Source organism: Pseudomonadaceae bacterium SI-3, from assembly GCA_004010935.1.
Classification (GTDB): Bacteria; Pseudomonadota; Gammaproteobacteria; order Pseudomonadales; family Pseudomonadaceae; genus Stutzerimonas.
Genome location: CP026511.1, coordinates 4055560 through 4076516 on the forward strand (window position 1 = coordinate 4055560; position 20957 = coordinate 4076516).

The 20957-nt window shown below is 61.7% G+C and carries 19 protein-coding genes; 16 read left to right on the forward strand and 3 right to left on the reverse strand.

The features are described 5' to 3' along the window. Positions 1 to 80: 80 nt before the first annotated feature. Positions 81 to 2021 (reverse strand): hybrid sensor histidine kinase/response regulator, encoded by a 1941-nt coding sequence (locus C1896_19010; GenBank protein ID AZZ46821.1) that lies wholly within the window; start codon positions 2019 to 2021, stop codon positions 81 to 83. A 266-nt stretch (positions 2022 to 2287) separates the two neighbouring features. On the opposite strand from C1896_19010, the gene C1896_19015 reads away from it, so the two are divergent. The 10 genes from C1896_19015 (at position 2288) to C1896_19060 (ending at position 11962) form a co-directional block, all read left to right on the forward strand. Next, complete coding sequence (locus C1896_19015; GenBank protein AZZ46822.1) at positions 2288 to 3082, forward strand: bifunctional hydroxymethylpyrimidine kinase/phosphomethylpyrimidine kinase; 795 nt, start codon at positions 2288 to 2290, stop codon at positions 3080 to 3082. Between the two features lie 13 nt (positions 3083 to 3095). Then, positions 3096 to 3734: a thiamine phosphate synthase gene (locus tag C1896_19020; protein AZZ46823.1), complete on the forward strand. Its 639-nt coding sequence runs from the start codon at positions 3096 to 3098 to the stop codon at positions 3732 to 3734. 60 nt (positions 3735 to 3794) lie between these two features. Next, entirely contained in the window at positions 3795 to 5078 is a 1284-nt protein-coding gene (gene hemL, locus C1896_19025; GenBank protein AZZ46824.1) for a glutamate-1-semialdehyde-2,1-aminomutase, read from the forward strand. Beyond that, the gene (locus tag C1896_19030; GenBank protein AZZ46825.1) at positions 5075 to 5713 is read left to right on the forward strand and encodes a hypothetical protein; all 639 of its coding nucleotides are present in this window, start codon (positions 5075 to 5077) and stop codon (positions 5711 to 5713) included. The genes hemL and C1896_19030 overlap by 4 nt, the downstream gene beginning before the upstream one ends. Positions 5714 to 5836: 123 nt before the next feature. Next, complete coding sequence (locus C1896_19035) at positions 5837 to 6361, forward strand: sel1 repeat family protein (GenBank protein AZZ46826.1); 525 nt, start codon at positions 5837 to 5839, stop codon at positions 6359 to 6361. Positions 6362 to 6526: 165 nt separating this feature from the next. Continuing rightward, the gene (locus C1896_19040; GenBank protein ID AZZ46827.1) at positions 6527 to 7867 is read left to right on the forward strand and encodes a tRNA (N6-isopentenyl adenosine(37)-C2)-methylthiotransferase MiaB; all 1341 of its coding nucleotides are present in this window, start codon (positions 6527 to 6529) and stop codon (positions 7865 to 7867) included. A gap of 144 nt (positions 7868 to 8011) precedes the next feature. Further along, positions 8012 to 9019, forward strand: coding sequence for a PhoH family protein (locus C1896_19045; GenBank protein AZZ46828.1), 1008 nt, complete (start codon positions 8012 to 8014; stop codon positions 9017 to 9019). Then, on the forward strand, positions 9012 to 9464 hold the full coding sequence (locus tag C1896_19050) for an rRNA maturation RNase YbeY (GenBank protein ID AZZ47739.1): 453 nt from the start codon (positions 9012 to 9014) through the stop codon (positions 9462 to 9464). Before C1896_19045 ends, C1896_19050 begins: the two co-directional genes overlap by 8 nt. A 39-nt stretch (positions 9465 to 9503) precedes the next feature. Next, positions 9504 to 10352 (forward strand): HlyC/CorC family transporter, encoded by an 849-nt coding sequence (locus tag C1896_19055; GenBank protein AZZ46829.1) that lies wholly within the window; start codon positions 9504 to 9506, stop codon positions 10350 to 10352. 98 nt (positions 10353 to 10450) lie between these two features. After that, positions 10451 to 11962 carry an apolipoprotein N-acyltransferase gene (locus C1896_19060; protein AZZ46830.1) on the forward strand — a complete coding sequence of 504 codons (1512 nt, stop codon included), beginning with the start codon at positions 10451 to 10453 and terminating at the stop codon, positions 11960 to 11962. Positions 11963 to 11995: 33 nt separating this feature from the next. Here the strand turns inward: C1896_19060 and C1896_19065 are convergent, their stop codons facing one another. Together C1896_19065 and C1896_19070 are read right to left on the reverse strand one after the other, a co-directional pair. Next, a complete protein-coding gene (locus tag C1896_19065; GenBank protein AZZ46831.1) occupies positions 11996 to 12769 on the reverse strand; it encodes a hypothetical protein in 774 nt (257 codons plus the stop codon). 72 nt (positions 12770 to 12841) lie between these two features. Beyond that, a complete protein-coding gene (locus C1896_19070) occupies positions 12842 to 13249 on the reverse strand; it encodes a hypothetical protein (GenBank protein ID AZZ47740.1) in 408 nt (135 codons plus the stop codon). A gap of 301 nt (positions 13250 to 13550) precedes the next feature. Here C1896_19070 and C1896_19075 point away from each other — a divergent pair, with 301 nt between their 5' ends. The 6 genes from C1896_19075 to lipA all read left to right on the forward strand — a co-directional run bounded on the left by C1896_19075 (position 13551) and on the right by lipA (position 20880). Next, complete coding sequence (locus C1896_19075; protein ID AZZ46832.1) at positions 13551 to 16157, forward strand: leucine--tRNA ligase; 2607 nt, start codon at positions 13551 to 13553, stop codon at positions 16155 to 16157. Positions 16158 to 16199: 42 nt separating this feature from the next. Then, entirely contained in the window at positions 16200 to 16805 is a 606-nt protein-coding gene (locus C1896_19080) for a hypothetical protein (GenBank protein ID AZZ46833.1), read from the forward strand. 40 nt (positions 16806 to 16845) lie between these two features. Further along, positions 16846 to 17874 carry a DNA polymerase III subunit delta gene (locus tag C1896_19085; protein ID AZZ46834.1) on the forward strand — a complete coding sequence of 343 codons (1029 nt, stop codon included), beginning with the start codon at positions 16846 to 16848 and terminating at the stop codon, positions 17872 to 17874. Between the two features lie 156 nt (positions 17875 to 18030). Continuing rightward, on the forward strand, positions 18031 to 18189 hold the full coding sequence (locus C1896_19090) for a ribosome alternative rescue factor ArfA (GenBank protein AZZ46835.1): 159 nt from the start codon (positions 18031 to 18033) through the stop codon (positions 18187 to 18189). A gap of 60 nt (positions 18190 to 18249) precedes the next feature. Further along, positions 18250 to 19551: a lytic murein transglycosylase gene (locus C1896_19095; GenBank protein ID AZZ46836.1), complete on the forward strand. Its 1302-nt coding sequence runs from the start codon at positions 18250 to 18252 to the stop codon at positions 19549 to 19551. 276 nt (positions 19552 to 19827) lie between these two features. Then, the gene (gene lipA / locus C1896_19100) at positions 19828 to 20880 is read left to right on the forward strand and encodes a lipoyl synthase (protein ID AZZ46837.1); all 1053 of its coding nucleotides are present in this window, start codon (positions 19828 to 19830) and stop codon (positions 20878 to 20880) included. The last annotated feature ends 77 nt before the right edge of the window (positions 20881 to 20957 follow it).

The following is a 20957-nucleotide window of genomic DNA, read 5'->3' on the forward strand; positions in this document are numbered from 1 at the left end:
TGAGGTTTCGGCCAAAAGTCTGCGCGTTGCAAGGGCGAAACAGGTCGCAGCCTTAGGCGCAAGCGCTCAGCGTTGCACCTTCAGGTCAGCTCTACCGGTAGCAATACCTGGAAGCGGCTGCCGCGACCCGGTTCGGATTGGCAGGAGACCGTTCCGCCCTGCAACTCAACCAGCTGTTTGCATAGAGACAGGCCGATTCCCAGCCCACCGTACTGGCGAGTCATGCTGCCATCGAGTTGACGGAAATACTCGAACAGCGAGTCATCGACCGGCGCGTCGAACCCCACTCCGGTATCGATCACCGTTACATCCAGCATGTAACCGGGCGCGGTCTCGTATCCGTTGACCGAAAGCGTGACGCCCCCGCGCAAGGTGAACTTGATGGCGTTGTCGAGCAGGTAGCCCAGGCTCTGTTTCAGCTTGCCGCCGTCGCCAGCCAGTATTTCCGGTAGCTGACCATCGAGTTCGAGATCGAAGCTCAACCCGCGCGTTGCAGCCCGCGCGCCGTATTCCGCATAAAGCTCATCGGCCAACAGCCGCAAGCTGAACGGCGCATTGCGCACCCGCAACTTGCCCGCCTGCAGTTCAGTCAAGGCAAGGATGTCGTTGACCAGCTGCATCATGTCGCGTGCCGACCCGCTTGCGATGCGCTGGTACTGCTCAAGCTCGCCACTCAGCTCCAGAGTGCGCATCAGGTCGAGACTGCCGATCACGCCGTGCATCGGAGTTCGTAATTCGTGGGTGACGTTGGCGAGGAACTGATCCTTGAGACGGTTGCTCTCGGCCAGTTCGCGGTTCATGGCTTCGAGTTTACGCCCGGTATCCATGAGCACCTGGGCACGCTCTTCCTTCATCATGTTGATCCGGTCGGCCAGGGCCAAGGACAACAGCGCCACCTCGAGCGCCGAGCCGATCTGGCCGGCATACATGGTGATGAAGTTATGCGGCAGGTAACCCAGGACCATCAGCGTGTTGATCTGCCCGCCAATGAGAAAGGCCGACCAGGCGATCAAGAAATAGCGCGCAACCCGCATCCCTCGATGCCAGGCCACAATGGCGGCGACGAAAATAACCAGAATGAACCAGAGTGCAAGGAAGGTCGCCATCCGCAGCGCCAGCGCGTAACTGGAGGTCAGCGATACGATCATCGTCACCGCCCCCAGCCCCATCAGCAGCATCAGGGCACGGTCGATCCAGGGGCTGTGCTCGCTGGTATGCAGAAAGCTGCGCGCGAACTGACAGCCGAACAGACCCGCCGCTCCGATGAGAAATGGCGTCGATGCATTGGCCCACCACGCCCAGTTCGGCCAGAGATACTGAACGCCAAGGCCGTTCACCGATACCTGATATAGGCCGAACGAAGCGATGTAGAGGATGTAATAGAGGTAGCTGCGATCACGGACGCTGAGGTAGATGAACAGGTTGTAGAACAGCATCACCAGCAACACGCCGTAGATGATCGCCAGCACATAGATGTGCCCGGATTGCTCTTCCAGGTAGGCCACCGGCGACCAAAGGGTGAGCGGGATCTGAATCGAGCCCTGACTTTCCAACCGCAGGTAGATTCGCTGTGGCTGGTTAGGCGCTAGCTGCAGGTCGAACAGATGATTGCGTTGCCTGATCTGGCGCTCATGGAACGGCAACGCGTCGCCGCTCTGCTGCGCAAGGCGATAACCACCGAGCCCATCCGGCAGATAAAGGTCGAGATGGTCGAGCGGCGGATACGCCAGCTCCAGCCACCAGCGGCTGTGTTCGGCTGGCGGCTCGGCACGGTAGTTCAGGTCGATACGCAGCCAGAACGCCGAGCGTGAGTAACCGGCATTGAGCACATCCTCATCGCTCTCGACGAAGCGCCCCGCGGCATCGAGCGCGACCACGTCTGCGATGGTGGCTTCGCGGCTAGGGTCCTCCAGCACCGACATGACCTGGCCGAGTGGAAGACGCTGGGTATTGCTGTTGAGCTCGACGGCACCCGACATCGCTGGCAGCAGGGCGAGCAGTAAAAGAAGAATATGGTGCATGGGGAGGCAATCCGTCGAGCTGCGCCAGAAGAACCCCCCGTTCTCCCGAATACACACAGCCGAAGCTAAGTGCTGGCACTTTAACATGGTTCTGGCGCCACAGAATCGACGCCATGCGTGCCACCGGACGGACGTACGCGGTGGCAACCGCGAGCGTGCCGGCGCGAGCTGCCCGGGAGGATTGGTGATAAGCTCGCACGCCATGAAAATCCGGCTGCGCCTAGCCTCGGCCGGACCCACCACACCATGACTCGGGGAACCCATCGATGTCCGGCCATTGCTCCCGCCCTGTCGTTCTTTGCCTTTCCGGCCACGACCCGAGTGGCGGTGCTGGGCTACAAGCCGACATCGAAGCGCTGATCGCCCAGGGCTGTCATGCCGCCCCGGCGGTCACTGCACTGACCGTTCAGGACACCGTCAACGTCACCGACTTTCGCGTGCTCGATCGCGAATGGGTGCTGGCTCAGGCTGACGCCGTCATAGCCGACTTGCCAGTAGCCGCAGTCAAACTGGGCATGCTCGGCTCGATTGAGATGGTCGATACCGTATTGGAAATCATGCAGAAGCTGCCTGGCATCCCTCTGGTCTGTGATCCGGTGCTGCGCGCCGGCGGCGGCGGCGCGCTGGGCAAGGACGAAGTCGGCTACGCCATGCGCGAACGACTGTTTCCTGTGTCCACCATTGCCACCCCGAACCTGCCTGAAGCACGGATTCTTGCCGAGCTTCCGGAAGGCAGCGCCGATGAATGCGCGGAAAAGCTGTTGCCCTTCATCCGTCACCTGCTGATCACCGGAGGCCATGGCGACGAGACCGAAGTCCACAACCGACTCTACTCGCGTGATGGCAGCCGCTACGATTTCAGCTGCCAGCGCCTGCCCGGCAGCTATCACGGGTCCGGCTGCACCCTGGCCAGTGCGTTATCCGGAAGGCTGGCGCTGGGCGAGGACCTGGCCAGCGCGGTGAAATCCGCCCTCGATTACACCTGGCGCACGCTGCGTGACGCCGAAGCACCAGGCCGTGGCCAATATATTCCACGACGCCTGCCGCTGGATCTGGCCTGACCGGAGCGCTGCCATGAAAGACACCAAACTGCGCGGGCTCTACGCGATCACAGACAGCAAACTCCTGGCCGACGGGCGGCTGCTGCCCTATGCCGATGCGGCGCTCAAAGGCGGTGCTCGGCTGCTGCAATACCGCGACAAGTCCGAGGATGACAGACGGCGCCTGCGCGAGGCCGAGGCCTTGCGCGAACTTTGCGATCGTCACGGCGCCCAGTTGATCATCAACGATGATGCCGAGCTTGCCGCCCGCCTGGGCGTCGGCCTGCATCTCGGCCAGGAAGACGGTTCGCTCTCAGTGGCCCGCGCCCTGCTCGGCCGCAAGGCCATCATTGGAGCGACCTGTCATGCGCGCCTGGATCTGGCCGAGCAGGCCATCCGTGAGGGCGCCAGCTATATCGCGTTCGGCCGGTTCTTCGACTCCAACACCAAGCCCGGCGCGCCCTCGGCAACGCCTGAGCTGCTGGCAGAGGCGCGACAGCGGTTCAGCGTGCCGATCACCGCGATTGGCGGCGTGACGCTGGACAATGCGCCAGGCCTGATCGCCAAGGGCGCCAGTCTGATCGCCGTCGTCCACGCCTTGTTCGCTGCCGAGTCAGCGGACGAGGTCGAACGCCGCGCGCAGGCCTTCAGCGAACTCTTCGCTATTAATTGAACACGGTACGGCTCCAGCCGCCGTGCTCCTCAAACCTATTCCTGTATCGAGAGAGGCACTATGTCCCGTTCCGAAACCCTCTTCGCAAGTGCTCAGAACCGAATTCCAGGCGGCGTGAACTCACCGGTACGCGCCTTCCGCAGCGTTGGCGGCACGCCGTTATTCTTCAAGCACGCCGAAGGCGCCTATGTCACCGATGAAGACGACAAGCGCTACGTAGATTACGTCGGTTCCTGGGGCCCGATGATTCTGGGGCACAGCCATCCTGACGTACTCGACGCGGTCCGCAATCAGCTGCAACACGGATTGTCCTACGGCGCGCCGACCGCCATGGAAACCGAAATGGCCGAGCTGGTCTGCAGTCTGGTGCCATCCATGGAAATGATGCGCATGGTCAGCTCCGGCACCGAGGCGACCATGAGTGCAATCCGTCTAGCCCGTGGCTACACCGGACGCGACAGCATCATCAAGTTCGAAGGCTGCTACCACGGCCACTCCGACAGCCTGCTGGTGAAGGCAGGCTCAGGTGCCCTGACCCAAGGCGTTCCCAGTTCTGCGGGGGTACCGGCAGCATTCGCCAAGCACACCCTGACGCTGCCGTTCAACGACCTGGCCGCTGTCGAACAGATGCTCGCCGAAGTGGGCAGCGAAGTGGCCTGCATCATCGTCGAGCCGGTCGCAGGAAACATGAACTGCGTACCGCCTGCGCCCGGTTATCTACAGGGGCTGCGCGAGCAGTGCGACAAGCACGGCGTAGTGCTTATCTTCGATGAAGTGATGACCGGCTTCCGCGTCGCCCTCGGCGGCGCTCAGGCCCATTACGGCGTCACCCCGGACCTGACCACCTTCGGCAAGATCATTGGCGGCGGCATGCCGGTCGGCTGTTTCGGCGGCAAGCGCGCCATCATGGAGCGCATCGCACCGCTGGGCCCGGTTTATCAGGCCGGCACCCTGTCAGGTAACCCGTTGGCGATGGCGGCCGGCTTGACGACGCTGAAGCTGATCAAACGCCCCGGTTTTCATGAGGAGCTCACCGCTTACACCACGCGCATGCTGCAGGGCCTGAAAGAGCGGGCTGAAGCCGCCGGCATCCCGTTCGTCACCACCCAGGTGGGCGGCATGTTCGGTCTGTATTTCAGCGAAGCGGACAACATCGTCACGTTCGACGACGTAATGACCAGCGACGCCGAGCGCTTCAAACGTTTCTTCCATCTGATGCTTGAGGGCGGCGTGTACCTGGCGCCCAGCGCGTTCGAAGCCGGCTTCACCTCCATCGCTCATGGCGACAAGGAGCTGCAGATCACCCTGGATGCCGCCGAGCACGCCTTCGCTCAGCTGAAATGAACCTGATCCCCGACCTACTACAAGCCGTGCTGCTGACCCTGACGGGGTTGGCGAGCGCCATCTGGATCGGCAGCGCCCGGCGCGGCTACGGCGAGCCGGATCAACCAGCTCTGTTCTCGGCACTGCTTGCGTTCAGTCTGGCGGCCGGGACAGGTGCATGCGCGACGGCACGCCTAGCGTTAGGTGCTGATACGCTCGAAGCGGAACGCTGGCTGCTGCAGGCAACCTTGCTGCTTGGCTTGCCGCTCGTCGGCGTGGTCGCGCTGACTCTGTCGCGCAAATGGATATGGAGCCGTCCCACCTGGGGCCGTGTAGTGATTGGGTTATGTGCGTTTTTTGAACTGGCCAGGCAGCTGGGCTGGAGCGCGCCATATGCGCTTTCGCTGGGTTTGCTGAGCGCTCTTCTGGTGGCTTATGCAGGCTTGCTGCAATGGCCTGCACGCCTGCAGGCCGCGGCGGGGTTGGCTGGCAGCGTTTTGCTCATGGCTCTGCTCCCCTGGGGTGGGCTGCTGCTCAGCTCCAACCCGCTGCAGGCCTATCAGCAGCTGTGGCTGGCACTGGCCATTCCGATCATCGCCTGGCTATTGCTCCATCTACCCGGGAATATGCGAGAAGAAAGCCCTGCGCCCACATAAAAAGCCGCAAGCCTGCCGTTAAAGCCTTTGTAAGCAGGCCACCGCTTATCCATAATGTGACAGTCGGCTCGTTTCACGCCGAACCTTTCAGTCACCGCCCTGATCTTCGAGGCGCCTTGATTCATGACTTGCACCGGTCGCAGCCTCACTCTTGGCTGCCTGCTGCTACTCACTCCCCTGCTGGGCATGGCGGGCGGCAACTCGCTGCTGATCCCTGCCACTTCCCGCTGCGCGCTCAACACCGTCCCGGAAGCGATGAACGAAGCGCTGCGCGCCTGCGAACACGCCGCCAATGGGGGTGACCTGCAGGCGGCCTATGAGCTCGGTGACTATTACTACAACGGCCGGCGCGTTCCACGTGACCTGGCTAAAGCGCTGCACTGGTTCGAGCAGGCCTCACTGAAGGGACACGCATTGGCCCAGCATCGACTCGGCGTGATGTTCTTTCGCGGTGAAGGGGTGCCCGCCAACAACGTCCAGGCTTACGTTGTGTTGAAGATGTCGGCGGTCAATGGCGAAGAAGAGGCGCTGGATACCGCCGATCGTGTCTCGGCGCAGATGGGACGTGAGGAGCACGAAATCGCGACTCAGGTTCTCGGGCAGATCTTTCGCGACTATCTGATGGACCTGCAGACGGCAGGCGAATAGTAAGCTGCCAGCGAATGCGAGTTCCGACTGGCCTCAATGTCACCAAACCCGCCTGTTTTCCCTTGCGACTCATGGCTTGAGGCGGACCTTTGCGCTTGCGCTTTTATCGCCCACGCCCTGGTCGTATAATCGCCGGTCATTTTTTGCACAACGCCGGCCCGTAACATGACCCGCAAGCTCTATATCGAAACCCACGGTTGCCAGATGAACGAGTACGACAGCTCGCGCATGGTTGACCTGCTGGGTGAGCAGCAACCTCTCGAGATCACTTCAAATCCGGCGGAAGCCGATGTGATCCTGCTCAACACCTGCTCGATTCGTGAAAAGGCTCAGGAGAAGGTGTTCTCGCAACTCGGCCGCTGGCGGGAGCTCAAGCTTGAAAACCCGCAGTTGGTGATCGGTGTCGGCGGCTGCGTTGCTAGCCAGGAAGGCGCGGCGATCCGTGACCGGGCGCCCTATGTCGATGTGGTCTTCGGCCCGCAGACGCTGCACCGGCTACCCGAAATGATCGATGCAGCGCGCACGACGAAGAAACCGCAGGTCGACATTTCGTTTCCCGAGATCGAGAAATTTGACCGCTTGCCCGAGCCGCGCGTCGACGGCCCGACCGCGTTCGTCTCGGTCATGGAAGGCTGCAGCAAATACTGCACGTTCTGCGTGGTGCCTTACACCCGTGGCGAAGAAGTCAGCCGTCCGTTCGACGATGTGCTTGCCGAAGTCATTCACCTGGCCGAAAACGGCGTTCGAGAAGTCACATTGCTCGGACAGAACGTCAACGGCTACCGCGGTGCCACCCATGACGGCCGCACCGCCGATCTGGCCGAACTGATCCGCGTGGTCGCGGCAGTCGATGGCATCGACCGCATCCGCTACACCACCAGCCACCCATTGGAATTCTCCGATGCGCTGATCCAGGCTCACGCCGAAGTGCCGGAGCTGGTGAAGTATCTGCATCTGCCGGTTCAGTCGGGTTCGGATCGAGTGCTGGCCGGGATGAAGCGCAACCACACCGCGCTCGAATACAAGTCACGCATCCGCAAGCTCAAGGCCGCCGTACCGGACATCCTGATCAGTTCTGACTTCATCGTTGGCTTCCCAGGCGAAACCGAGAAGGACTTCGAGCAGACCATGAAGTTGATCGAGGACGTTGGTTTCGACTTCTCCTACTCCTTTGTCTACAGCTCGCGGCCGGGCACGCCAGCAGCGGATCTGGTCGACGAAACCCCAGACGACGTGAAGAAGCAGCGCCTGTCGATCCTGCAACAGCGGATCAACCAACAGGGCTTCGAGAACAGCCGACGGATGGCGGGCACGCAGCAGCGCATTCTCGTCACGGACTACTCTAAGAAAGACCCAGGCATGCTACAGGGTCGTACCGAGCACAACCGGATCGTCAATTTCCGTTGCGACAATCCGCGGTTAATCGGACAGTTTGTCGACGTGCACATTGACGAAGCGCTGCCGCACTCGTTGCGCGGCACGCTGCTGGAGCCGGTCGTTAGCTGAGCACCGCGTTACTGCGGCCGATAGCCGAATGAGCTGCAGCCGCAGTAACACAACGGCTCGCCACGACCGGCATGCCGCTGCTTTTTTCTTCACGCGGCGCTATTCTCCTCCCATCTTTTTGCAAAGCAGGTCAACTAAAAGCCCTTGAACGCCCCCACAGAACCTCATCGTTTTACCCTCGAACCCTTTGAAGCCAATCGCTTTGCCAATCTCTGCGGTCAGTTCGACGAGCATCTGCGCCTCATCGAACAGCGCCTGGATCTGGAAATCCGCAACCGTGGCAACCAATTCGAGTTGGTCGGCCCGAGTGATGTGGCCCAAGCGGCAGAGCATCTCCTGCGACGCCTGTATCGCGAGACCAAGAGCATTGAGCTCTCGCCAGACACGGTTCATTTGTTTCTGCAGGAGTCGGCAATGGAAGAGTTGAACAACTCGTCCACGACGCCGAACATTTCGTTGCGCACCCGCAAAGGCAACATCCGTCCACGCGGCGTCAATCAGCAGCGCTACGTGCAGTCGATCCTCGACAACGACATCAACTTCGGTATCGGCCCGGCCGGCACGGGCAAGACTTATCTGGCAGTCGCCTGCGCCGTCGATGCACTGGAGCGCGAGCAGATTCGCCGCATCCTGCTGGTTCGTCCGGCAGTCGAGGCCGGTGAAAAGCTCGGTTTCCTGCCCGGCGATCTGGCCCAGAAGATCGACCCTTACTTGCGCCCCTTGTATGACGCGCTCTACGAAATGCTCGGTTTCGAGCAGGTCGCTAAACTGATCGAGAAGCAGGTCATCGAGATCGCACCGCTGGCCTACATGCGTGGGCGCACGCTGAACAACAGCTTCATCATCCTCGATGAGAGCCAGAACACCACCCTCGAGCAGATGAAGATGTTTCTGACCCGCATCGGCTTCGGCTCGACAGCGGTGATCACCGGCGATATCACGCAGGTCGACCTGCCACGTGGCACCAAGAGCGGTCTGGCCCACGTGATCGAAGTCCTGAAGGACGTCAACGGCATCAGCTTCACGCATTTCAAACCCAAGGACGTGGTACGCCATCCGCTAGTACAGCGAATTGTCGAAGCCTACGAGGCATTCGAGGGCGATCAGACGCAGAACGGCAATCGCACGCTTCAGGAACATGGACGTGATTGAGCTCGACCTGCAATGCGAAAGCCAGGGAGCCATCCCGTCCGAAGCGGACCTGCGCCGCTGGTGCGAGCTGGGGCTGCGCCAGCGCACGGCCGACTCCGAGCTGACCATCCGCCTGGTGGACGAACCCGAAGGCCGCGAGCTGAACCGGACATGGCGACAGAAGGATTACGCCACCAACGTGCTGTCCTTTCCGGCCGAAGTGCCAGACGGATTGCTGGACATTCCGCTGCTGGGCGATCTGGTGATCTGCGTACCGGTGCTTGAGCAGGAGGCGGTAGAACAAGGCAAGACACTGCAGGCGCACTGGGCGCATCTGGTCATCCATGGCTGTCTGCACCTGCTCGGCTACGATCATATCGATGACGACGAAGCCGAGGAAATGGAGAGCATCGAGCGTCAACTGTTGGCGGAGCTGGGTCACACCGATCCTTACGCCGACGAATAGCCCGCTACGGGCAACTGCAAGGACCATTGAGTCAAAGACATGAGCGAAGACCGATCGAGCAACGGGCAGAAGTCCTGGTTTGGGAAAATCAGCCAGGCTTTTGCCCATGAGCCGAAAAATCGTGAGGAGCTGCTGGAAGTATTGCGCGGCGCTCACCAGAACAAACTACTCGACAACGAAGCCCTGGCGATTGTCGAAGGCGCCATCCAGGTCGCCGACCTGCAGGTGCGCGACATCATGGTGCCGCGCTCGCAGGTAATGAGCATCAGGGCCGACCAGTCGCCGAAGGAGTTTCTCCCCGCGATCATTTCTGCAGCGCACTCGCGCTATCCGGTAGTGGGCGACAGCCTCGACGAAGTTATCGGCGTGCTGCTGGCCAAGGACTTGCTACCGCTGATCCTGCAAAACGATCAGCAGAATTTCGACATCAAGGACCTGCTGCGCCCCGCCACCTTCGTGCCCGAATCCAAACGCCTCAACGTGCTGCTGCGCGAGTTCCGCGCCAATCACAGTCATATGGCGATCGTCATCGACGAATACGGCGGTGTCGCCGGACTGGTGACCATCGAAGACGTACTCGAACAGATTGTTGGTGATATCGAGGACGAGCACGACATCGAAGAAGACAGCTACATCCGGCCACTGCCCAGCGGCGACTTCCTGGTCAAGGCGCTGACACCGATCGACAGCTTCAACGAGTTCTTCCAGAGCGAATTTCCGGATGAAGAATTCGATACTGTTGCTGGCCTGGTGATGAGCACCTTCGGCCATCTGCCCAAGCGTAACGAGGTGACTGAGATAAATGGCTTCCGCTTCCGCGTGCTGAACGCCGACAGTCGCCGCGTGCATATGCTGCGCCTGACCCGTACCGAAGCTGAAAGCCGCTAGCGTTCTGCGGGGCGCTGTTGCACTGGCTTAGATAGATCCTTTTAGCATTCACCCGCCGCGCACCCTCCATGCTCGCGGCGGTTACCCAAGGAACATCCATGCGCTGGATTACCCGCCCCGGCTGGCTGGGCAACCTGTTGGCGCTCGCCGCCGGCGCCCTGACAACGCTGTCGCTTGCCCCTTTCGATATCTGGCCGCTGGCCTTGGTGTCGATGGGTCTGATTTATCTGGGCCTGCGCGAGCTGACGCCGAAACAGGCGGCCGGTCGCGGCTGGTGCTACGGCTTCGGCCTGTTCGCCTCGGGCGTCAGCTGGGTTTACGTCAGCATTCACGACTTTGGCTCGGCCCCGCCTGTCCTGGCCGGTGCGCTGACCCTGGGCTTCGTCGCCGGGCTGGCGCTGTTCTTCCTGTTGCTTGGCTGGGCCTGGGCCCGTTGGCTGCGACAACCGACGGCGCCCCTGCTCAACGCTCTGCTGTTCGCCGCGCTCTGGCTCGCCTTGGACGCACTACGCGGCTGGGTCCTGACCGGTTTCCCCTGGCTGTATGCCGGTTATAGCCAACTGGAAGGGCCGTTAGCGGGGCTTGCGCCGCTCGGTGGCGTCTGGTTGCTGACCTTTGCGCTCGCATTGACCGCATCACTGCTGGTCGAGCTACCCCAGCTTCTGCGTCACAAGGCATCGCTGGCCGGAGCATCGCTGCTCGTAGTGGCCCTCTGGGGCGGCGCACTGGGCTTAGGCAACCACACCTGGACAACCGCAAAAGCCGAACCAATCACCGTCGCCGCGGTGCAGGGCAACGTCGCGCAAAGCATCAAATGGGACCCGAAAAAGCTCGAGATGCAGCTCCTGCTCTATCGCGACATGACCTTCCGCAGCCAACCTGCCGATCTCATCGTCTGGCCCGAGACCGCGGTGCCGATACTCAAGGAGCACGCTGAAGGCTACCTGACGATGATGAGCCGCTTTGCCCAGGACCGGCAGTCAGCCTTGATCACCGGCGTTCCGGTACGCCAGCCCAATGCCGACGGCGAGCTGCGCTACTACAACGGCCTGACCACGGCGGGCGACGCGCAAGGTACCTACCTGAAGCAGAAGCTGGTGCCGTTCGGTGAATACGTGCCGCTGCAAGACGTCTTGCGCGGGCTGATCGCCTTTTTCGACCTGCCGATGTCGGACTTCGCGCGTGGCACGCCTGAGCAGCTGCTGTTGCAGGCGAAGGGGTTTCAGATTGCGCCGTTCATTTGCTACGAAGTCGTCTATCCGGAGTTTGCCGCCAGCCTCGCAGCGCAGAGCGACATCTTGCTCACCGTTAGCAACGACGCCTGGTTCGGCCACTCGATAGGCCCGCTGCAACATCTGCAGATGGCGCAGATGCGAGCCCTTGAAGCCGGTCGCTGGATGATTCGCGCCACCAACAATGGCGTCACGGCGCTAATCGACCCGCACGGTCGCATCGTCGAGCAAATCCCGGCGTTCAAGGAAGCGGTGCTATACGGTGAAGTCACGCCCATGCAGGGATTGACGCCCTATCTGCAATGGCGCTCCTGGCCGCTGATTGTCGTCTGTGTGTTGTTGCTCGGCTGGGGCCTGGTGCGCCGTCGGCAGGGTTGATTTAAAGCGCGGGCACCGACAGCCACCGCAGCACTATTCAGAGTCGCCGTCATAAAGCAGCGGATAGACCAGCATGCCAACCGCTTCGTTGAGCAGCATGCCGGTCTGCCAGACGGCCTTCGCCTCGGGCAGCCAGCCACCAAAGGGTCGCCCGTTGGGGACACCCACGAATCCTACCGGGGCGGCGATCACCTCCAGTCCCACCTCCTCGAAACACCAGCGGGACCGTGGCATGTGCGATGCCGAAGTTACCAGCACGATACGTTCGATGCCCGCCGCCTTGAGTATTTCCGCACTGTAGCGCGCGTTCTCCCAGGTGGTCCGACTGCGCTCTTCGAGCCATTGCGTCGGTGTATTGAAATCGCGCTCCAGCGCCTCGGCAGCCAGTAGCGCTTCACTCGGCGGCTCGCCATAGTGCAGCCCACCACTCGCCAGGATCGGCAGACCCGATGCCTTTGCCAATCGCGAGGCGTAACGCAGCCGCTCGAGCGCAATATGGCTGGGCTGATCGGAACCCCAGCCAGGATCGGCCTGTTCACGACCTGCGCCCAACACGACAATCGCCTGGGCACGCCGGCCGAGGCTGCTCCACTCCGAGCGATCCAGCGCCACTTCGCTTTCAATTGCCCGCGCTGCCCACTCGACCGTCACCGGCAGGCTCATCAGCCACAGCCCGCCGAATCCCAGCACGAAACAGAACGCTGCCAGCCGTGGCGAGCGCCGCCGCAGCCACCAGGCCGCGAGCAACAGCAACAACAGCCCGCCGGGCGGTAGCAGCAATTGTTTGAAGAAATAGCGTATCGGCATGTGCAGCTCCGGTTGATCGGTCGCCGCAACTTTACCTCCCGGGGCGCCCGTTTGTCGGCAGCACGGACGCCTTCAATGCTTTGGGTAGGTATGCAACCGTTGCCTGGCACGCAGCAACTGCGAACCACACGCCGAACAGGCCACCGGACCGGCCCCCTCTGGCCAATGCACGCTGGCGCCGCAGAGCGCGCAGGTCATGGCCTGCTGAAGCGCGGGTGGACTCTGCTTGCAGCGTTTGCCGGAGTGATGCCGCAGCACATTGCGCAACGCGGGCCGGGTCGCCTGGCGGTCCAGCTGCGCCTGCTCCTCGGCAGCCGCGTGCCAACCGGACAGCCATTGCGCATCCTGTTGCAGATAGGCTCGGATCAGGTCGAACTCGGCAGGGGTCAACCCACCAACCTCTAATTCGGTAGTAGTCCCAGTGTCATCACCCGTCGTTCGTTCGGCTTCTTCCAGAGCCAGTGTCAGCCGTTGCAGCACGCGTCCGTACAGGTTTCCCTCATTCGCCTGGCGCTCTCTACCCATGATTCACCTCATGCTCATCCCGCCCCCTGTACAAGCGTAGTTCAGACTCGAACATCCATCTCGCACTCGACAAACGGGGCCGAACAATGCTGGCAAATCGGGTTTCCCTCGGTTGCAAAGGGTCATGTATGCTACGGCGCTTCCATGCGTTCGTATCAACCCCGTTGCGCCGCCGTTTGCGTCAGGCTTAGAGCCGGCGGTGCGGCAGCCCGAGTTGCGATGCGAGCAGCCAGCCTCTTTTCCAACGCCAGTAGCCATGCACGAACAGTATCAGCCCCGCGAGATCGAAGCCGCCGCGCAGTCCCACTGGGACGCGCAGAAATCCTTTGAAGTGAGCGAACAGCCAGGCAAGGACACCTTCTATTGCCTGTCGATGTTCCCCTACCCCAGCGGCAAGCTGCACATGGGGCACGTGCGCAATTACACCATCGGCGACGTGATTGCACGCTTCCAGCGTATGCAGGGCAAGAACGTGCTGCAGCCCATGGGCTGGGACGCGTTCGGTATGCCAGCAGAAAACGCGGCCATGAAAAACAAGGTCGCGCCGGCCAAGTGGACCTACGAAAACATCGACTACATGCGCACCCAGCTGAAGAGCCTGGGCCTGGCAGTCGACTGGACGCGCGAAGTCACCACCTGCAAACCCGATTACTACCGTTGGGAACAATGGCTGTTTACCCGCCTGTATGAAAAAGGCGTGATCTACCGCAAGAACGGCACTGTCAACTGGGACCCGGTCGACCAGACCGTGCTGGCCAACGAGCAGGTCATCGATGGCCGCGGCTGGCGTTCCGGCGCGCTGATCGAGAAGCGCGAAATCCCCATGTACTACTTCAAAATCACCGCCTATGCGGATGAGCTGCTGGAAAGCCTGGACGAGCTGGACGGCTGGCCGGAACAGGTCAAGACCATGCAGCGCAACTGGATCGGCAAGTCGCGCGGCATGGAGATCAGCTTCCCTTACGACGTCGCCAGCATTGGCAGCGAAGGCGTGATGAAGGTCTTCACCACCCGCCCCGATACGCTGATGGGCGCGACCTATGTCGCCGTGGCGGCCGAACATCCGCTGGCCACACTCGCCGCCCAGAACAACGCCCAACTGCAGGCATTCATTGACGAGTGCAAGCGTGGCGGCGTGGCCGAAGCCGATATCGCCACTCAGGAAAAGAAAGGCCTCGCCACATCCCTGCGTGTGCAGCACCCACTGACAGGCGAACTGCTGCCGGTCTGGGTCGCCAACTATGTATTGATGAATTACGGCGAAGGTGCCGTGATGGCCGTGCCGGCCCACGACGAGCGCGACTTCGCCTTCGCCACCAAGTACGACCTTCCGATCAAGCCGGTGGTGCGCACCAGTGCCGGCGACGAAACGCCCGCGCCCTGGAACGATGCCTATGGCGAACACGGGGAGCTGATCAACTCCGGCGATTTCGACGGGCTGGACTTCGACGGCGCTTTTGATGCCATGGAAGCCGCGCTGCAGCGCAAAGGCCTTGGCGAAGCCCGCACTCAGTTCCGTCTGCGCGATTGGGGGATCAGCCGCCAACGTTACTGGGGCTGCCCGATCCCGATCATCCATTGCGAAACCTGCGGTGATGTCCCGGTGCCGGAAGACCAGTTGCCGGTCGTACTGCCCGAAGACGTCGTCCCTGACGGCGCCGGCTCGCCGCTGGCCCGTATGCCGGAATTCTATGACTGCAGCTGCCCCAAATGCGGCGCCGCAGCCAAGCGTGAAACCGACACCATGGACACCTTTGTCGAGTCGTCCTGGTACTTCGCCCGCTACGCCTCACCTCACTATGATCAGGGCATGGTCGACCCAGCCGCAGCTAACCACTGGCTGCCGGTGGATCAGTACATCGGCGGCATCGAGCACGCGATTCTGCACCTGCTCTACGCACGCTTCTTCCACAAGCTGATGCGCGACGAAGGCCTGGTCAGTTCCAACGAGCCGTTCAAGAATCTGCTGACCCAGGGCATGGTGATTGCCGACACCTACTACCGCACCCTGGAAAACGGTGGCAAGGACTGGTTCAACCCGGCCGACGTCATTGTCGAGCGTGATGCCAAGGCTAAGGTCATTGGTGCGAAGCTCGCCAGCGATGGCCTGCCGGTGGAGATCGGCGGCACCGAGAAGATGTCCAAATCGAAAAACAACGGTGTCGACCCGCAAGCCATGATCGACACCTATGGCGCCGATACCTGCCGCCTGTTCATGATGTTTGCCTCACCGCCAGACATGAGCCTGGAATGGTCCGATTCCGGCGTCGAGGGTGCGAGCCGTTTCCTTCGCCGCGTCTGGCGACTGGCACATGCCCATGTCAGCGCAGGTGCCGTTGCGAAACTGGATATTTCCGCCCTCAGCGATGAGCAGAAGGCTGTACGCCGCGCGATCCACCTTGCGATCAAGCAGGCCAGCCAGGATGTTGGGCAGCATCACAAATTCAACACCGCGATCGCCCAGGTGATGACGTTGATGAACGTGCTGGAGAAAGCGGCGGCTGCAACCGAGCAGGACCGTGCGCTGCTGCAGGAAGGCCTGGAAACCGTCGCACTGCTGCTGGCCCCTATCACACCCCACATCAGCCACGAACTCTGGCAACAGCTGGGCAACAACGGCTCGATCATTGATGCACAGTGGCCGGCCGTCGACGAGTCTGCTCTGGTTCAGGACAGCCTGACGCTGGTGGTGCAAGTCAACGGCAAGCTACGCGGACAAATCGAAGTGCCCGCCAGCGCCACACGTGAAGAAGTCGAAGCCACTGCCCGCGCGAACGAGAACGTAGTGCGTTTCACCGAGGGCCTGACGATTCGCAAGGTCATTGTGGTACCGGGCAAGCTGGTCAACATCGTCGCTAACTGATTCGCCTTGGCGCGTGCGCCAAGGCTGGCAAGGGGATACAACATGATCAAACGCAATCTGGTGGTGGTCGGCCTGGCCCTGCTGTTGAGCGCCTGCGGCTTTCAGCTTCGCGGGACAGGCGATACCAGTTTCGCGCTCGATGAAATTAATCTGCAAGCGCGCAACAGCTATGGCGAAACCGTGCAGCAACTTGAAGAACTGCTCAAGGACAGCGGCGTCAGGGTTTATCCGGGCGCTCGCTATACCCTGGACCTGGTGCGCGAGCAGACCCGCCAGCGCACCGCCAGTTACACTACTGCTGCGCGCACTGCCGAATACGAACTGACCCAGACCCTCGACTATGAGATCCGCGGCCCGCAGAACTCGGTGCTGCTGGAAGACCAAGTCGAAGTATCCAAGGTCTATGTTCATGACAGCAGCAACCTGATCAGTTCGGATCAGGAAGCCAGCCAGCTGCGCCGGGAAATGCGCCGCGAGCTTCTGCAGCAACTGAGCATGCGCCTACGCAACATCACGCCTGCGCAGCTCGACCAACTTCAGCAGACAGCGGAAGCGAAGAAGCGTGCTGAAGCCGAGGCGATCGAGGCCCAGATGCGCGAACAGTCTGCGCGACCATTGCAGTCGCCCATCGAACTGCCCCTCCAATGACGACCGGGGAGCCCGCCAGCGCAGGCTCCCGGCCCTTCCGATGAAGCTACCTCCCGCCCAGCTCGCCAAGCACTTACAAGGCTCTCTTGCGCCGGTTTATGTGGTCAGTGGCGACGAACACTTGCTCTGCCAGGAAGCCTGCGACGCGATACGTGCGGCTTGCCGTCAACAGGACTTCAGCGAACGTCAGGTTCTAAACGTCGAGACCGGTTTCGACTGGGGCCTACTCATCGAAGCCGGTGCCAGCCTCTCCCTGTTTGCGGAAAAACGCCTCCTGGAGCTGCGCATTCCCAACGGCAAGCCCGGCGACAAAGGCGCCGCGGCGCTGATCGACTACCTTGCGCGTCCCGCAGAAGACACCGTACTGCTGATCAGCCTGCCCAAGCTAGACGGCAATACTCAGAAGACCAAATGGGCCAAGGCGCTGATCGACGGCAAACAGGCGCAGTTCCTGCAGATCTGGCCGGTGGACGCGCAACAGCTGCCGCAGTGGATTCGCCAGCGCCTGGCGCAAGCCGGTCTTGCTGCAGACCAGGAAGCCGTGGAGCTGATCGCGGCTCGTGTCGAAGGCAACCTGCTGGCCGCCGCGCAGGAAATCGAAAAACTCAAATTGCTCGCTGAAGCGGGCCAGGTAACCACCGAAACCGTCCAGGCTGCGGTTGCCGATAGCGCACGCTACGACGTCTTCGGGCTGATTGATGCCGCGCTGCTGGGGCAGCCCGAACACATCCTGCAGATGCTTGCAGGACTGCGTGGCGAGGGGGTCGAAGCGCCGGTCATTCTCTGGGCCGTCGCGCGAGAAGTCCGCCAGCTGGCCAACATCGCCCAGCAGTACAGTCAAGGCGTACCGCTTGACCGGGCATTCAGCCAGGCCCGCCCGCCGGTATGGGACAAGCGCAAGCCGCTGGTCAGCAAAGCCTTGCAGCGCCACGATGCAGCGGGTTGGCAGCGGCTCCTGATGGATGCGCAGCGCATCGATGAGCAAATCAAAGGGCAGGCTGAAGGTGACCCATGGGTCGGCTTGACCGATCTCTGCCTTCAGCTGAGCGGACGGCAGATCAGGCTGTAGCACGAAGCGAAACAGTGTGGGTGTCGTCCCTCAGGTGCGGTCAGGCTCTCTGATTTGCGCTAAGCGCCAGATGTTGCCTACCGTTCAGGTCTGGACATTTTTTATACAGTCCCTATGATTCCCCCGGCTGATCCATAGCAACCGAGAGGGTAATCGATGAGCAAGCAACGAAAGCGGCCAAACAAGGCCAAGAGCCTGGTGGCCCAACCCCTGTTCCGCAGCCGCCAGGAACAGCCTAAAAAAGGCAAAGGCAGCTACCGCCGTGAAGCCTCCCAGTCCACCAACTGGGAGGCTTCGGTCCTTCTGGCGGCTTGAAAAGCCAAGTCACTCAAAGCGTGATAATGTCACGTGCCGATGACCTGCCGAGAGTGGTGCATGCTTTACACCTTCGTTCCCGTCCTGCTGCTGCGTACCCTGATTGCCGGATCAGCCCTGAGCATCATGGTCGCCTGCGCCGCCGAACCGGTCGCACCGAGCGCGCTGACCTACGCTAGCCCAACACCCCCTAGCACCGTCGAACTCACTGCCTTGTCATCCGAAGCCGAGCCTGAACAGCTGAGCTTCGCAGAATGGCGCAACAGGTTTCGTAGCCAAGCCCTTAACGCGGGTATTTCGGCGCAGGTATTCGACCGTGCCTTTGCAGGCGTCACGCCTGATCCAAGCATCATCATCGCTGATCGCAGCCAGCCGGAATTCACCCGCCCGGTCTGGCAGTACCTGGATGGCGCCCTGTCAAAACAGCGTGTCGATCGCGGCAGACGTCTGCTCGAGCAGCACCAAGCGACGCTGAACGATATAGAAGCGCGTTACGCTGTTGATCGTAATACGCTGGTCGCGATCTGGGGTCTTGAAAGCAGCTACGGGCAGATCATGGGCGACAAGGGCGTGATCCGTTCGCTCGCCACACTGGCACATGAGGGTCGACGCCCTGGATTTGCCAAAAGCCAGCTGTTGGCAGCCTTGGAAATCCTCCAGCACGGCGATGTAAGCGCAGATCAGCTGAGGGGATCCTGGGCCGGCGCCATGGGACAGACCCAGTTCATCCCGACTACCTATAACACCCACGCGGTGGATTTCGACGGCGATGGCCGCCGGGATATCTGGAGCAGTACCGCCGACGCCCTGGCATCAGCCGCACATTATCTGCAAGCCTCTGGCTGGAAAGCCGGGCAACCGTGGGGCTTCGAAGTCACCTTGCCGGAAGGATTCGACTACGCCCAGGCCGACAATGCTATCCGCAAGCCAGTATCCGAATGGCGTCAACTGGGACTGACCGGACTGCCGTCGGGTACCGCCATGGATGACGCAAGCGCGACGCTGTTGCTTCCCGCCGGGTACCGCGGCCCAGCATTTCTGGTCCTGGATAATTTCCGCGCGATACTGCGATACAACAATTCATCGTCCTATGCGCTGGCGATCGGCCTGCTGTCGGAGCGCTTCGATGGCGCCGGCAGGGTCCGTGCAAGCTGGCCACAAGGGGAGCAGCCATTGAGCCGCTCAGAGCGGCTCGAACTGCAGGAACGCCTTTCAAACCGAGGCTTCGATCCAGGCACTGCAGACGGCATCATCGGTGCCAACACCCGCAGCGCTATCCGTGGCTTCCAGCAACAGCTCGGCTGGCCCGCCGACGGGCATCCGACGCAGGAATTGCTGGGACGGCTGCGCGCGGAGCCTTAGCCAGCATGGCCGAACTCATCGGCCATGCACTGCCCCAAGCCGCTCTGCTCCGCAGCCGGGTGACTCGCATTTATTGGCAAGCAAAGCGCGGTAGCGCAGGTAAACGCGGATAAAACACTCGTGCACGACCAGATCGCCTGTTCGGCTCCCCGCTGCGGCGATGTCGATCCGTGCATGCCTCGTCACGCAGACTGACCGGTCAGCGCCTGTGATAAACTGCGCGGCGGCCACAAGCCGCCTCGTCCCACGGAGCCTCTAGCGGAGCCCAGATTGCCGATGTCCGATATCTCCCAGCCCAAAACCGTTGCCAGCGGCGATAAATTCCGCACCACTCAGGGCATCACCGCGATCAAGGACGGGCAGAAACGCCGCGCCTCAAGCGAACCCCAGGTGTTCGAACCCAAACCCAAGTGGCTGCGGGTCAAGGCGCCCAGCGGCAGCCGCTTCGAAGCGGTCAAGCGCAACGTAGGCGAGCACCGCCTGAGTACCGTATGCCAGGAGTCGCACTGCCCGAACATGGGCGAATGCTGGTCCAACGGCACCGCCACCATCATGCTGATGGGCTCGGTCTGCACCCGCGCGTGCCGCTTCTGCGCGGTGGATACCGGCAACCCCAACGGCTGGCTGGATCAGGAGGAGCCACAGAACACCGCCAAGTCGGTGGAGCTCATGGCGCTGCGCTATATCGTACTGACCTCGGTGGACCGTGACGATCTTGACGACGGCGGTGCCGCGCACTACGCCGCCTGTGTGCGCGCCATCAAGGAGCGCACCCCGCAGGTGGTCGTGGAGGCCCTGACTCCGGACTTCGACGGCGACCTGCAAGCCATCGAACGCGTGGCGGACTCTGGCCTGGAAGTCTTCGCGCAGAACGTCGAGACGGTCAAGCGCCTGACCCATGAAGTGCGCGACCCTCGCGCCGGCTACGAGAAAACCCTGCGCGTGCTGGAGCATGCCAAGCGCCATCGCCCGGAGATGCTGACCAAAACCAGCCTGATGCTGGGCTTGGGCGAAAGCGACGAGGAAGTGCTGCAGACTATGGATGACCTGCGCGCCATCGGCGTCGACATCCTCACCCTCGGCCAGTATCTGCAGCCGACCCGCAACCACCTGTCGGTCAAGCGTTGGGTCAGTCCCGAAGAATTCAACCGTTTCCGCGATATCGGGCTGGAAAAGGGCTTTATGGAAGTCGCCGCCGGCCCGCTGGTGCGCTCCAGCTACCGAGCCGACCGGGTCTTCGAGAAGAACAACCTGGGCCTGGCCGCTCCGGTGCCGGTACCGGGGCAGCCGTTCGACAGCAGCCTAATACCGACCCTGAATCTGAACTGATCGTGCCGAACACCGCCTACCCCTCTATCTCGACTGGGTAGGCGTTTTATATCCGTCATGCCCCGCTGACCTATTGG

What these genes read in the sequence shown, in the direction of transcription:
- C1896_19010 (AZZ46821.1), bottom strand. Translation starts at nt 2,021, where the DNA reads ATGCACCATATTCTTCTTTTACTGCTCGCCCTGCTGCCAGCGATGTCG.
- C1896_19015 (AZZ46822.1), top strand. Translation starts at nt 2,288, where the DNA reads ATGTCCGGCCATTGCTCCCGCCCTGTCGTTCTTTGCCTTTCCGGCCAC.
- C1896_19020 (AZZ46823.1), top strand. Translation starts at nt 3,096, where the DNA reads ATGAAAGACACCAAACTGCGCGGGCTCTACGCGATCACAGACAGCAAA.
- hemL (AZZ46824.1), top strand. Translation starts at nt 3,795, where the DNA reads ATGTCCCGTTCCGAAACCCTCTTCGCAAGTGCTCAGAACCGAATTCCA.
- C1896_19030 (AZZ46825.1), top strand. Translation starts at nt 5,075, where the DNA reads ATGAACCTGATCCCCGACCTACTACAAGCCGTGCTGCTGACCCTGACG.
- C1896_19035 (AZZ46826.1), top strand. Translation starts at nt 5,837, where the DNA reads ATGACTTGCACCGGTCGCAGCCTCACTCTTGGCTGCCTGCTGCTACTC.
- C1896_19040 (AZZ46827.1), top strand. Translation starts at nt 6,527, where the DNA reads ATGACCCGCAAGCTCTATATCGAAACCCACGGTTGCCAGATGAACGAG.
- C1896_19055 (AZZ46829.1), top strand. Translation starts at nt 9,504, where the DNA reads ATGAGCGAAGACCGATCGAGCAACGGGCAGAAGTCCTGGTTTGGGAAA.
- C1896_19060 (AZZ46830.1), top strand. Translation starts at nt 10,451, where the DNA reads ATGCGCTGGATTACCCGCCCCGGCTGGCTGGGCAACCTGTTGGCGCTC.
- C1896_19065 (AZZ46831.1), bottom strand. Translation starts at nt 12,769, where the DNA reads ATGCCGATACGCTATTTCTTCAAACAATTGCTGCTACCGCCCGGCGGG.
- C1896_19075 (AZZ46832.1), top strand. Translation starts at nt 13,551, where the DNA reads ATGCACGAACAGTATCAGCCCCGCGAGATCGAAGCCGCCGCGCAGTCC.
- C1896_19080 (AZZ46833.1), top strand. Translation starts at nt 16,200, where the DNA reads ATGATCAAACGCAATCTGGTGGTGGTCGGCCTGGCCCTGCTGTTGAGC.
- C1896_19085 (AZZ46834.1), top strand. Translation starts at nt 16,846, where the DNA reads ATGAAGCTACCTCCCGCCCAGCTCGCCAAGCACTTACAAGGCTCTCTT.
- C1896_19090 (AZZ46835.1), top strand. Translation starts at nt 18,031, where the DNA reads ATGAGCAAGCAACGAAAGCGGCCAAACAAGGCCAAGAGCCTGGTGGCC.
- C1896_19095 (AZZ46836.1), top strand. Translation starts at nt 18,250, where the DNA reads ATGCTTTACACCTTCGTTCCCGTCCTGCTGCTGCGTACCCTGATTGCC.
- lipA (AZZ46837.1), top strand. Translation starts at nt 19,828, where the DNA reads ATGTCCGATATCTCCCAGCCCAAAACCGTTGCCAGCGGCGATAAATTC.